The 12,191-nt window shown below is 41.4% G+C and carries 17 protein-coding genes and 2 pseudogenes; 10 read left to right on the forward strand and 9 right to left on the reverse strand.

All coding sequences use genetic code 11. The features are described from left to right. Positions 1-144 precede the first annotated feature (144 nt). The 5 genes and pseudogenes from ACWJJX_RS15930 to ACWJJX_RS15950 all read left to right on the forward strand — a co-directional run bounded on the left by ACWJJX_RS15930 (position 145) and on the right by ACWJJX_RS15950 (position 2,779). The gene (locus tag ACWJJX_RS15930; protein ID WP_079898242.1) at positions 145-912 is read left to right on the forward strand and encodes a YiiX/YebB-like N1pC/P60 family cysteine hydrolase; all 768 of its coding nucleotides are present in this window, start codon (positions 145-147) and stop codon (positions 910-912) included. 62 nt (positions 913-974) lie between these two features. Continuing rightward, positions 975-2,108: a hypothetical protein gene (locus ACWJJX_RS15935; protein WP_063174386.1), complete on the forward strand. Its 1,134-nt coding sequence runs from the start codon at positions 975-977 to the stop codon at positions 2,106-2,108. A 21-nt stretch (positions 2,109-2,129) separates the two neighbouring features. Then, positions 2,130-2,322, forward strand: a pseudogene (locus ACWJJX_RS15940) (DUF2651 family protein); the annotation flags it as partial. After that, positions 2,302-2,493, forward strand: a complete 192-nt coding sequence (locus ACWJJX_RS15945; RefSeq protein ID WP_223883521.1) for a hypothetical protein — start codon at positions 2,302-2,304, stop codon at positions 2,491-2,493. The pseudogene ACWJJX_RS15940 and the gene ACWJJX_RS15945, both read left to right, overlap by 21 nt. 151 nt (positions 2,494-2,644) lie before the next feature. Then, positions 2,645-2,779 (forward strand): hypothetical protein, encoded by a 135-nt coding sequence (locus ACWJJX_RS15950; RefSeq protein WP_257997176.1) that lies wholly within the window; start codon positions 2,645-2,647, stop codon positions 2,777-2,779. A gap of 388 nt (positions 2,780-3,167) precedes the next feature. Here the strand turns inward: ACWJJX_RS15950 and ACWJJX_RS15955 are convergent, their stop codons facing one another. From ACWJJX_RS15955 to ACWJJX_RS15975, 5 genes are all read right to left on the reverse strand, one after another. Continuing rightward, the gene (locus ACWJJX_RS15955; protein ID WP_060563104.1) at positions 3,168-3,398 is read right to left on the reverse strand and encodes a hypothetical protein; all 231 of its coding nucleotides are present in this window, start codon (positions 3,396-3,398) and stop codon (positions 3,168-3,170) included. Between the two features lie 382 nt (positions 3,399-3,780). Continuing rightward, positions 3,781-4,338: a hypothetical protein gene (locus ACWJJX_RS15960; protein ID WP_077721824.1), complete on the reverse strand. Its 558-nt coding sequence runs from the start codon at positions 4,336-4,338 to the stop codon at positions 3,781-3,783. A gap of 96 nt (positions 4,339-4,434) precedes the next feature. After that, complete coding sequence (locus ACWJJX_RS15965; protein WP_454023113.1) at positions 4,435-5,142, reverse strand: hypothetical protein; 708 nt, start codon at positions 5,140-5,142, stop codon at positions 4,435-4,437. Between the two features lie 88 nt (positions 5,143-5,230). Beyond that, positions 5,231-5,497, reverse strand: a complete 267-nt coding sequence (locus ACWJJX_RS15970; protein ID WP_063174391.1) for a hypothetical protein — start codon at positions 5,495-5,497, stop codon at positions 5,231-5,233. Between the two features lie 105 nt (positions 5,498-5,602). Continuing rightward, entirely contained in the window at positions 5,603-6,880 is a 1,278-nt protein-coding gene (locus tag ACWJJX_RS15975; RefSeq protein ID WP_088005335.1) for an Nramp family divalent metal transporter, read from the reverse strand. Between the two features lie 657 nt (positions 6,881-7,537). Here ACWJJX_RS15975 and ACWJJX_RS15980 point away from each other — a divergent pair. Next, on the forward strand, positions 7,538-7,891 hold the full coding sequence (locus tag ACWJJX_RS15980; RefSeq protein ID WP_007410203.1) for a hypothetical protein: 354 nt from the start codon (positions 7,538-7,540) through the stop codon (positions 7,889-7,891). A gap of 58 nt (positions 7,892-7,949) precedes the next feature. Here ACWJJX_RS15980 and ACWJJX_RS15985 read toward each other — a convergent pair. From ACWJJX_RS15985 to ACWJJX_RS15995, 3 genes and pseudogenes are all read right to left on the reverse strand, one after another. After that, positions 7,950-8,165: pseudogene (locus ACWJJX_RS15985) on the reverse strand (DUF2188 domain-containing protein); the annotation flags it as partial. 57 nt (positions 8,166-8,222) lie between these two features. After that, complete coding sequence (locus ACWJJX_RS15990) at positions 8,223-8,630, reverse strand: DUF5360 family protein (protein WP_025853738.1); 408 nt, start codon at positions 8,628-8,630, stop codon at positions 8,223-8,225. Beyond that, positions 8,627-8,992 (reverse strand): DMT family transporter, encoded by a 366-nt coding sequence (locus ACWJJX_RS15995; RefSeq protein ID WP_007609539.1) that lies wholly within the window; start codon positions 8,990-8,992, stop codon positions 8,627-8,629. The genes ACWJJX_RS15990 and ACWJJX_RS15995 overlap by 4 nt, the downstream gene beginning before the upstream one ends. A gap of 166 nt (positions 8,993-9,158) precedes the next feature. Between ACWJJX_RS15995 and ACWJJX_RS16000 the strand changes: the two genes are divergently transcribed. The 4 genes from ACWJJX_RS16000 to ACWJJX_RS16015 all read left to right on the forward strand — a co-directional run bounded on the left by ACWJJX_RS16000 (position 9,159) and on the right by ACWJJX_RS16015 (position 11,266). Then, positions 9,159-9,965: an EcsC family protein gene (locus tag ACWJJX_RS16000; RefSeq protein WP_077721827.1), complete on the forward strand. Its 807-nt coding sequence runs from the start codon at positions 9,159-9,161 to the stop codon at positions 9,963-9,965. 100 nt (positions 9,966-10,065) lie between these two features. Further along, positions 10,066-10,437 carry a glucose starvation-inducible protein GsiB gene (gene gsiB / locus ACWJJX_RS16005; RefSeq protein WP_012116853.1) on the forward strand — a complete coding sequence of 124 codons (372 nt, stop codon included), beginning with the start codon at positions 10,066-10,068 and terminating at the stop codon, positions 10,435-10,437. Between the two features lie 134 nt (positions 10,438-10,571). Further along, complete coding sequence (locus ACWJJX_RS16010; RefSeq protein ID WP_014304387.1) at positions 10,572-10,913, forward strand: cupin domain-containing protein; 342 nt, start codon at positions 10,572-10,574, stop codon at positions 10,911-10,913. Then, positions 10,907-11,266, forward strand: coding sequence for a YdbC family protein (locus tag ACWJJX_RS16015; RefSeq protein ID WP_454023114.1), 360 nt, complete (start codon positions 10,907-10,909; stop codon positions 11,264-11,266). Before ACWJJX_RS16010 ends, ACWJJX_RS16015 begins: the two co-directional genes overlap by 7 nt. A 24-nt stretch (positions 11,267-11,290) precedes the next feature. Here ACWJJX_RS16015 and ACWJJX_RS16020 read toward each other — a convergent pair whose 3' ends face one another. Beyond that, positions 11,291-12,112, reverse strand: a complete 822-nt coding sequence (locus ACWJJX_RS16020) for a manganese catalase family protein (protein ID WP_278071586.1) — start codon at positions 12,110-12,112, stop codon at positions 11,291-11,293. Positions 12,113-12,191 lie beyond the last annotated feature (79 nt).

Consider the following 12,191-nt stretch of genomic DNA (forward strand, 5'->3'; position numbering starts at 1 on the left):
AAATATCCCAAATAATTCAAAAAAGGTGTTTACAACCTTATTTACATCCTATATCTTAGAATAGAAGGAAAAATTATTCAATAGTAGGGGGATACTGATGTGAAAAAGATTAAATTTTTACTTACCACCATGTTCTCTACAACTATGTTGATTTCCGGTTTAGGATTGGGATTTGGGAAAAGTGCACATGCTGAAGGATTTCCGCAACTTACTAATGAAAAAGTCCAAACGGAAATACAGGAAATGAAAGATGCCGGCATGACAAGTGAGGAAGTACAGAAATTCTATGAAATGAGTAAAGAAGAGTATGCGTATGTACAAGAACATGCAGAAGACTTGTATAAGGATTCCCAAAAAGAAATCAAAGAATTGAAAGCCTCTGGTCAAATTGATGAAGTTCTTCCTAAATACAAGGAGCCTGAATATCAGCCCAAGAACCAAATTGCAGCAAAAGCGTTAGGTACAAAAGGTGATGTTCTTACAAGCTATGAAATTAATTCTGGAAGTTGGTCTATTGGTGTAGGACATGCTGCGATTGTTTCAACTAACAAATCAAAAACAGTTGAAGCATGGGCGAAAAGCTGGAGCCCTATAAACCAAGATGGAGTTCGCAGATATAATAATAACTGGGGAAGTAAAAAGAAAGTTTATGGTCTATGGGTTAAAGGATCGAATAACAATAAGTATATAAACGCTGCAAAATATGCGGAAAAGCAAGCAAATAATAAAAAGAAATATAATTTCAACTTTTTGAATAAAAAGACAACTGCTAAATTTTATTGTTCTCAATTAGCTTGGCGTTCTTGGAAAAACCAAGGTATTGATATTGACAATGTCAAATGGGACACCGTTGTAACACCAATGGAGCTTGTAAAATCCAATAACACAACAATCTTTTATCACAAGGGTTAAACAAATTGACAAAAACAATCGGTGATGCACCGGTTGTTTTGTCATTTCAAAGGGAGGAAAATATGAATAGACTTAAGACCCTGTTTATTTTCATTTGCATACTGATAGTCACAACCTCTTGCGGTCTCATCCCAACTGGGAATGAAAAAGAGGAAAGAACCAGCAATAAAAAGACTGTATTAAAGGATATTGACAATGCAAAATTTATTGTTGGTTTTTCTAACACTTTAGATAGGGGAAGTGAGATTGGGGTTTACGGTGAAGATGGTACTAAAATTGATAGCTTGGAATTGAAAGATGGTATAAATTTCACGATGTCTTCATATAACAAAAACGATACGTTCTTCTCATCAAATAGAAGCAATAATCACTTGATGATAGACAATAAAACCGGAAAAATAAACAAAATAAATGAAAAGAGTTTGTCAAAAACAACTGAGGATGAAGGTGCTTTCTTTATAAATAGTTCTGACGGTTATATCATCCATGACATTAACGTTGGATACACAGACAAAGGGCTGGAAAGTGAACTGGTATATTGGAAGGGAAACAGCCGAAAAAACAAGAAACAAATAAAGCTTGACGGAGAACTTGGATCAGCAATCGTCGCCAAAAATAAAATTTATGTCATTTCAAGTGGTGAAGAAAGTATGTCCATCCTTTCAATTAACCCAGAGACAAAAAAGCAAGAGAACAAGGCATCCATACCGAATAAAGGGATATACTTCATGGATGAAAAGGATGCATTCCAAGCTCTAGATGAAAATACATTTGTACTGGCAGTTAATGATAACGTGAATGAGAAAGAGAATTCTAAGCTCATATTAATAGACAGAGAGACTCTTAAGGTAAAAAAAGAAGTCGAGATGGAGAAAGGGTTTCATCCTGCAAAATTGAAAATATTAAAAGATAGCATCTTAGCTGTTTCTTTTGATGGGAAGATGCAGGTGTTTGATAAAAAAATGGTTAAGAAAAAATCTTTTGATTTTTATGCTGGGGATGATAACAAATTAATGAATGATGTTCAATTCAATGACAAAGAGATGTATGTTTTACTCAAAAACTTTGATATCCAGCGTGATAACAAGCTTGGAGATATCACGTCTTATGATTTGAAATCAGGCAAAAAGGTAAAAACAATCCCGCTAAAAGCAAAAAAAGAGTGGGAAATTGCACGTTTTGAAATTTTAAAATAAGTTGAAGGTGTTTATATTAGCATGCCATTGAGTCCTGTTTATATTATTCTCATCATTTTTCCGGCAGTTTCTTTTCTGTTGGGGATTTTAGGGTATCTCATCTTCAAAAAAGTATGGATTATGGCTGTTGTATTCGTTGTCATTGACATTTATGTTTATTGTAATAGGTGCCGAGCCGACATTTTTCAGGTGGATGGCTATGATGACGGGGAGCTATTTATCTCCGGTTTATCGGGAAGCATTAAGTATCGCCCGTGGGTTGGATGAGGAAAAAGTGAAAAGAATTATCGGAGTGATCTTTCATAACTTAGGCTTAGTTTATTTAAGAGGGGAAAGTTTGAGTGCCGCTGAAGAGAATTTTAAAAAGGCAATAGACGCTACTTAGAAGAGAAACGCCTTTGGTCTGATTTCGCAGAGCTGACTGAAAAATTAGGTGACTTTCATTTTGAAAAGAGAAACTATGCAGAGGGAAGAACCTTTTTAAAGAAAACTATACATGCCCAAACACAAATCCTTAAGGTTACGGAGGCTATATAATGAAGAAGGTTATAATCAGCTCCGCTTTAATCGGTATTCTTTTTACTGGATTATTAAGTGTAACAAATGTTTATACTGCTGAAATGAGTGTTTCTGGAACTTTCCACATCGCTGAAAAAGCTATAAATATTTAAAGTGTTCTCCAATTTTTGACCTCCACCTTTTAAGACTGGGGGATTTCTTTTTCTAATCCAGTAATCAACATACGCAGCCTCATAAGGTTCTTAAGCGTTACTTGTATTGCGTTCACTTTTCCGTTTTACTGTGATGATTTCTTGAACGATGCATGCATGAGAAAAACGCCGTCCATTTTTAAGCCTTTCTTCAATAATTCAAGGAAAAACAAAGGAGCTATCGAGAAGATCTCGACAGCTTGATAAACAGGCAGCATGCCTGTTTATTTTTTTGTTTGTTGAGCTACTTGGCTTGCATATAACCGTCCTAAACGGAAACGGAGATTGTGAAAAGCCGAAGCTGGCGAGCGATGGCTGATCAAAAAACTCGTGATGGATCAGCGCGGTTTCATCTTAAGAACAGCCAGAGAGCGGTCACAACAGCGATCATAAAGTAATCTCCATCATTCAGTGTAGTTCCATTTTTGACAAACATACGTGCCGTCCGGTTTGTCTTTGTCCCTTCCGGGGTTTTAAGCGCAATGTTCTTCCCTATATTGTAATAAACAACTTTAAACAAATAATATGCCAGCGAACAGAATAAAAAGAGCAACATGAACTTGCCAATAAACAATATCATGTTTCATTACTCCCTTTTGCAGTTTTTTCGTTTGAATATATGACGGAGAAGTCAGGATGTTATATAAAAGGAGAAGTATTTTACAGAGGCCGGTGTTAAACATTAATGAACGGTTCCCGCAACATCCCCAGATCCGGAGCAATTTCAAAATGAAAGAGAAGCCCTAGGATTATAAAAAAACAGACCCTAATTTGTCCGCTTTTTTTTGAAAATTTGATCCAAGATGAACATAAAGAGAGTGAATAAAAAGGACATCGTAATCATATCTATCAGAGATAGATTAGAGGTTTCTTTTATGAGTAGCAGCCATACCACCTGCAAAACTAAAGAAATAGAAAAATAAGATATATATGTCATGATCCTCATATCCGTTTCCCCCTTATTAGCCTAATTTCTCTTTTGAAATCTTATCCAAATTAGTAAAAAGGATATCCAATCCCGAAAATAAGAAAGTGATGAACAATGAAAGAAGCACTTCTCCGCCTTGAAATATAGATATGTTCTCAATGATATGATTGGAAACGTATTGAATTGAGAAGTAAACAGCAGCCCATGCAAAAATGAATTCAAGGATATAGGCTGACCAAGCAGGCAATGTCAAAACATGAGTCATTCCTTTAACAATTGCCGTAAGGATTAGCATATAAACTAAAGCTAAAATACTGACGACGACAGAAAATATGTATAAGTCTGATAGAGAATCATATATGATGTAATCTCCGAAAAAATGATGTATTGTTACAGCTGCAAAACAAATAATCAGGCTGGGTACAGTTATAGCGAAGAACAGGGAGAATCCAATAAGCCCTATGAATGCTGTATGAGCTAAGCGGTTTGGCGGTGTATCCACGATCTCTTTTTTTAATAGAATCATAAAAATAAGAGATGAAATCACAAGGCAGCATAAGAAAGTGAGCAAAACAGTAAAAAAGACAGTCAATGTGAAATCTCCAATGAAAAAGTGCTATTAGAGTGAATCTAACAGCACTTTGCATTACTTCATACGTATTTTCCTGCTGATTATTTATGAATGAGTTTAAAATGCTTTCATTGCTAAAGTTGTCAAATGAGCGAGGTTTTTAGCCTGGCTGTCAGAAAGTCCGGACTTTTTAAGTGAAAGATAAAGATTCTTTTCCACGTCAGTCCAGCTTAAGGCGACATACTCGTTCAGCATTTTCTTTAAAACTGGTTCTATATGTTGATTGAAAACGGATTCGAGTTCATTTCTTATTTTCTTTCCTGCTAATTTTTCAACAAGATTGAATAATTTTGTTTTATTTTTCAGCACCTCTCTGATTGCATCTTTGACTGGTTTTGACACAGATGCATCGCTTTGTGCTTTTAGTCCGTAGGAAAATTGCGTATCAGTCTGATAAAAAAATGATTTTGTCGTTCCAGTGGCGTTGGCAGTATTATTAGGATTTTCTTTAGCTAAGGATGCGGGGGCAAAAGCAGTAGTTACAAGGGCTAAAGATGCGGCAAACAGAATGCCTTTAGCTGCGTGTCTAATGGGAAATCCTCCTTTAGAAATGTAGTGTAGAGAGAAATGAAAGACTATGTATTTAGGCGGGACCTGTATGATCCGCTTTGAACATTTTTCCCTCTCAGATACCATTCTATCAATAGGTATTTTTTGGGTAAATAGGATTTTAATACGATATTTTTCTCGCAATTCAAAATCTTCTTTGGCAGGATTTATTTTAGCTGCAGTTTCGTGAAATAGAACATGGGCTGGAGCCTGCATGTACAGGCTGTTTGAGGCGGAATCACATTATCGGAGCGGTTTTTATCATTTAGGCTTAGGTAAAAAAATAAACAGGCAGCATGCCTGTTTATTTTCGTTTGCGTGAGAGAGCGAAGAAAAACGGAAAGGCGGAACCGGCCAATAACGTACCGAATAAAAACATGCCTCCGATGAACACATGATAGTTCACACCGCCGATCCAAAGCCCCGTGATTAAGGAAATGATACTTAATGCGATCATCACAAAGCCGGGAACCAGACGTTTCTTACCCGTTGTCCGATAAGCAAAAAGAGAACAGAAGATACCGATGACAATCGGCACAATCCACAGATAAAAAAGGATAAATACTGACATAAGCAAAACTCCGATTTTTCTTCTATCATACCAAAAACGCCCGGAAAAAGATACGAACGGCACCCGGTGCCAAAAGAAAAACCGGCCGCTATGGCCGGTTTTTTTCTAACGGAATGAATCGTAGATCACAAACAGATTAAGCGCGATCACCAAAACCGCAATCAGCCAGGCGAGAGCCGTCACCCATTTTCGGTTCGTCAGGGCGCCCATCAGGCGTTTGTTGCTTGTAAACATAATCAGCGGCACGAGTGCAAAGGAGATGCCGAATGAAAGAACGACCTGGCTCCATACGAGCGCTTCTGTGGCGTTGACCCCCGAGATAATGATGATCATCGGCGGAATGATGGTAATGAAACGCCGCAAATAAAGCGGGATACGGTAACGGATGAAGCCCTGCATGATAATATCGCCTGACAATGTGCCGACAGAAGAGCTTGAAAGCCCTGCGGCCAGCAGCCCGATCCCGAAGAGAATGGCTGAAGCCGGTCCGATATAGTGGCCGAATTGCTGATAAGCCACGTCTAAATCTTCTACATACAGCCCGTTCTTGAAGAAAAGCGCGGCAGCGACGATGAGCATGCTTGCGTTAATCGCCCCGGCGATCACCATCGCGATGAGAATGTCAATCGTCTCAAATCTAAAAATCTTTTTCCGCTCACTATCCGTTTTTCCGACGACACGGCGCTGTGTCAGTGCGGAATGTAAGTAAATGGCATGCGGCATCACGGTTGCGCCGAGTATACCGGTTGCCAAGAGCACACTGTCCATTCCGTCAATTTTCGGGATAAACAGCCCTTCGAGAACGGAGGCGGCGTCAGGTTTGGCAAAGAAGGTTTGCAGAGCGAAGGCGATCACCACGACAAACAGAAGTCCGGCGATGCCCGCTTCCAGCGCCCTGTAACCCCGGCGCTGAAGCTCTAAAATCGCGAATGATCCGATCGCCGCGATAATGGCCGCTTCAACCATCGGTATGCCGAACAGCAGGTTGAGCCCGAGCGCCGCCCCGATAAATTCTGCCAGATCAGTTGCCATAATCACCAGTTCACCCTGTATCCACAGCCCGGCGGATACCCATTTCGGATACCGGTCTCTGGCGATTTCCGGAAGGTTTTTACCCGTGGCAATGCCGAGCTTCGCGGAAAGAACTTGGATTAAAAAAGCCATCAAGTTTGAAAAGAGGATGACCCACAGCAGCATATACCCAAATTTCGAACCAGCTGAGATATTCGTAGCGAAGTTTCCCGGATCAATGTAGGCAATCGCCGCGATAAAGGCTGGGCCTAAGAAAGGCAGAAGCCGCTTGAATCCCTTGCTTTTGCCGTCAAGTGCATCCTGCACGGCTTTTGCTTGCAGTGATTGTGCTGAGATGTCTTTGCTCATTATGTCTCACCTAAATTCTGATAGATTTTTAGCTAAATAACAAAAAGTTTCCTAGATGCAAATTATTTTATCTACATCATAAATCCGCTATTATGAGATGTCAAGTTCTTTATGTTCAATAAACCGGTACATTGATGCCCTGTTTTATCTATGGTATGTATCCCGCCGAAGAAAGGTCCGAAAATGAAAACGGCATCGTTCCGGGAAAGAAGCGATGCCGTTCGCAAAGCGTGTTTCCGCGTCCGATCATGCGCGGATGCGTTGAGCGTTCTTTTAAAAAGGTGAAAAGAGGACACTTGCTCATATCACTTCACAACTTTCTGTCCGGTGCAACTGATCCTGAGAAAAAGACGCAGTATTTCCTCCGTTTTCCCGGGTAAATAGAATAATAATGTTTCTTTCCATTGGAAGATAAAACCTTTCTGTACCATTCAAATGACCTCCGTAAAAACTCCGGCCGCTCTGAATAAACGTTTGAATCAACGATATATCAGTGATTCCAGTCCAATAAACGGCTGTTATTTATCAAATAAAGAATCGGCATGGTCACTTGCGAAGAAAAGAAGTTGGAGCATTAGACTTATTTCAGTCTCCCGGGCAAAAAAGTATAATAACGTCAGGAAAGCTTTCCAGCCATATGATAAAAGAGGGGGAATTTTCTTGGTACGTCGTTTGTCGATCATTTCTTTAGCCATGATTTTTGCTGTTTCTTTATTCGCTTTTGGCGGCTCTGCATCAGCAGCAGCTTTCAAGCCTAAAGCTGAACCGGACGTTTCCATTTTAGCCAGCGGGGGTACAGTCGGTATTTACGGTGCTAATATGCGCTCATGCTCTAAGGTCAGCTGTTCAACGATCACAACATTCTCAAGCGGTAAAAAAATTACAGGTTCTTGGGTCACCGGAGAATATGTTCAAGGCCACTACACCAATTCTAATAAATGGCTGAAAGTCACGTATGCAGGAGCGACAGGCTACGTTTCAGTCACCACATTATCTTATTATTACGGTTTATAAGCAGAAAAACCTCGTTCTCTTGAGAGCGGGGTTTTTCCTTTATTCCGATTCAATTTCCGCGTTTCGTTTCATCATCGTGTTTCATCAGCTGATCGATTTCTTCTTTAGAAGCGTTTTTTTTCCACTCTTTCGCCTGACTTGTCGCAATGGGAATAGCCCGTCCTTCTTCATAACCCTCATCTACCATCGCATTCGCGATTTCGATCGCTTTTTTCTTCACAGGTTCCTCGAGATTCTTCCATGATTGCGGATAATCTTTCATAGACCAAGGCATGTCTATCACTCCTTTATGAAAAGTGTTTCCCGCCTGAAGAAAAAGAAAACCGCCTCATCAAAAAGAATGACAGCTATTTTTACGAGAGACCAGCAATTTCCGAATAAAATATAAAGGATAAAGAAGCAAGTACAAATTGAATGCCCACCACATCAGATCAAAATCACCGATAAATACCCAAAAGGCAATCGCTTGCAGGCCTGAACAAAAGGTCAGCACAAGTGATATTAATGCGAAAGGGCGCCATAATGCATGTTTCCGTTTATAAAGAAACAAGCTGTACAGCCCGGTCAATGAAATGAAAATATCTAGGGGAAAGAATGACCAGTTCCAGGCCATTATCATGGCGTTATCATAATCTTTAAACGCCATGTTTTTTGGAATCCACTCAAAAAAAGTAACAATCCAATAAATGATAAATCCAATATCTGTAATGAGGAAGAGAACCTTTAACCCTTTCATCATCTGTTTCTGTCCGTATGAACGCTGATGCCGTTTGATGACGTTTCACTTTCAGAAATAAAGTTTAAGGAAACGACACCGATGATGATCAGAAGAACAGAGACAGCTTTTATAACAGAGAACTGTTCATGAAAGAAAAAAATTCCGATCGCGGAAATCAGCACGATCCCCATTCCCGACCAGACCGCATACGCGATGGAGACACTTATATATTTCAAAGTCAAAGTAAGAAAACAAAGGCTGCCGATATAAAACAATAACAATAAAATACTTGGAACAAGTTTTGTAAATCCATTTGATAATTTCATGCTGACCGTACCCAATACTTCAAAAATAATCGCTAAACTTAAATAAATCCATTGCATTCAACATTCTCCTTCAATCGTATTATTCAAAATTATACAATATATAGAATTTGAAGAAAATTAATCAATGGAATGTTTTCCGGATAAAAAGTCCGGCCGGGTGTAAAAAGAAAACGCCATAAAGGTATACTATGTAGAAAGAAATCAGAAAGGACGTGCAGGACGGGTGACAGAAGATCGGACAGACCTGGAAAGACAACTGAGAGACATTCAAAAATGGGAAAAGGCGCAGCAGAGGGCGATGTTCTGGCAAACATTCACCCGCTTGCCGTTTCAGCTTTTGGACAAGCTGACACCGCAATTTATTCAGAGGAAAATCGGACTCATTCTCGATGAAACGGGAACGTTTATTCAGTCAGGCGGACAGTACCTTACATCAGAAAAGCGCATCATGAAAAAGTTTCAAAAACGGCTGCCGCACGGTACATGTCAAACGCTTCACGACATCCGCAATGCGCCGCTTGCCGTCATGGACGAAATCGCAGAAGCCATAGCGCGTACAAGCGTAAAGGCCGCGACGGTGCAGGGAGCCGCAACGGGAGTCGGCGGCGTGTTTACGCTTGCGGCAGACATTCCGGCGATGCTCGGCCTGTCCTTAAAGACGCTGCAAGACATCGCGGTTGCTTACGGCTTTGATCCGAAAGACAAAAAAGAACGCGTGTTTATCGTCAAATTGCTTCAGCTTGCATCCAGTGACGTCATCGGAAAAAAAGCGATCCTGCAAGATTTACGGCAATATGATCAAAACGACCAAACCTATCAGCGCGTCGCCTCGCAAATCCAAGGCTGGCGGGAAGTCGTTTACAGCTACCGCGATACGTTCGCCGCGAAAAAACTGCTGCAAATGGTTCCGGCCGCAGGCATCATCTTCGGCGCGTCCGCCAACCGTTCAGCTTTAGAAAGCATCGCGGAAACAGGCATCATGCTTTATAAGAAACGCCGGATTCTAAAACGCATGAAGGATACAGAATGATAAAAAACCACCCGAAAACACATTCAATGTGTTTTCTTTGTTTAGCAGTTCTGAAATCGGGAAACCAACAACCAACACCAATTAAAGGAGGAATTCAAAAATGGCACAAGATAATAACAAAATGAGCAGAGAAGAAGCAGGTAAAAAAGGCGGAGAAGCTACAAGCAATAACCATGACAAAGAATTCTATCAGGAAATTGGTCAAAAAGGCGGAGAAGCCACAAGCAAAAATCACGACAAAGAATTCTATCAGGAAATCGGTGAAAAAGGCGGAGAAGCCACAAGCAAAAATCACGACAAAGAATTCTATCAGGAAATCGGTGAAAAAGGCGGAGAAGCCACAAGCAATAACCATGACAAGGAATTCTATCAAGAAATCGGCCAAAAAGGCGGAGAAGCTACAAGCAAAAATCATGACAAAGATTTTTATAAGGAAATCGGCCAAAAAGGCGGAAACAGACGAAGCAGCTAATAAAAGCATAAAAGGCAGACAACCTGCAGATCAAAAGCGATCCGGCACATCAGCTGGATCGCTTTTTATTTTGGGAAAATCTTGATCTGAGCCGCCGTTACGATACAATAAAATGAAAAAGGGGTTTTTCACTCGTGTCTGACATGCTGAATTTGCTCGCTATCGCCAATAAAGTCAAAGAAAAACACGACAATTTTTCAATCGCGGAGATCAATGACCACTGTGTGCGCCTCGCAGTGTTTACGGGAGAATATGACTGGCACCATCACCCTGACTCAGATGAATGGTTCATCGTTCTGGAAGGTGAGCTGCTGATCGATTTTAAGGACAAAGAAACCGCAGTGCTCAAAGCAAATGACAGCCTGCTCATCCCGAAAGGCACGATTCATCGCACCCGCTCATACGTCAGAACCGTGAATCTCTGTGTCGAGCATACGCATGCGAAAACAGTCATCACAGAGGAACGGTCATGCTGATCAAAAAGATTGTATGTGAAACAGACGCTGCAAACGCTGAAGCATTTGGGCAAGCACAGTCAAGGTGGGGAGCATTATCCTGTGTAAATGGCTTCGTCAAACAGGCCGGCGGCTGGCGGAAAAACGCAGACGGCCTGTTCATCGCAGAGATCATCAGCGTTTGGGAGAACAGACAGGCCTATGATCATTTTATGGAGAACGAACATGACCGCATATACGAAGAAAACGAGCAGAAGGCTGCGATTCTTTCAATAGAAGTGATGCTGTACGAAGAGGATGAACCTTTCATTCACGAGCTGTTACATCACCCGGACACCCGATACGAACCGGATTGGACAGTTGTGCGCACCTAAAAAAAGCCCCTTTAGAGGGCTTTTTTATTTTCGTCCGGGAAGCGTGTTGTGGACATAAGGCGGGACGGGAGTCAGCTTTGCTATTTCGCCGTGCGCTTTCGGTTCCTTTTCGTATTCAAAATTTTCACCGTCCGGCGCTTTTTCTTTCAGCCAATTTTGTTCAGCGCTTTCTGCTCCATCTGAGAAATGGATAAGTTTATGCGAGAATGACTGCTTTTCCAGCGCCTTCGGGAAAGTGGAAGGAACGATCGGGCCTTCCTGTGCTTCTAATTCTTTAATGGCCGCAAGCCATTGGTTTTGATGCATGGTGTCGCGGGCCAATAAAAAGCTGAGCATATCTTTCACGCCTTTATCATCGGTCATTTCATACAGACGTGCGACTTGAAGCCTTCCTTGTGATTCGGCGTTCAGATTGGCGCGGAAGTCTGCCAGGAGGTTTCCGCTTGCGACGATATAGCCTGCGCTCCAAGGAACGCCCGTGCTGCTCTCCGGCATGGCGCCCAGTCCTGAGACGATTGCATGATGCGGATTCATGCCGCCTAAAATGGACCCGATGACCGGATCATCAGCCGCTTTCTCCTGCTCCGCCAGCGGGGCATCTTCTAACAGTCTAGCAATCATTGTCGCGATCATTTCGACATGGCCGATTTCTTCCGTCGCGGTATCCATCAGGAGATCTTTATATTTTTCATTGCCCCGTGTATTCCATCCTTGAAACAAATACTGCATGGCGACGGATATTTCCCCGTATTGTCCGCCCAAGATTTCCTGCATCTTTTTTGCGAACAGCGGGTCTGGACGATCCGGTTTAGCCGGATGCTGCAGTTTTTTCGTATGTGTAAACATGTCTCCATCTCCTTTTTTATTTGTCCCTATTTACTTCCCCATCAGGAAAAGGGATGAAACGGAGATGGGCGTATTGGTC

This window comes from Bacillus sp. YH3-2-B2, assembly GCF_053663335.1.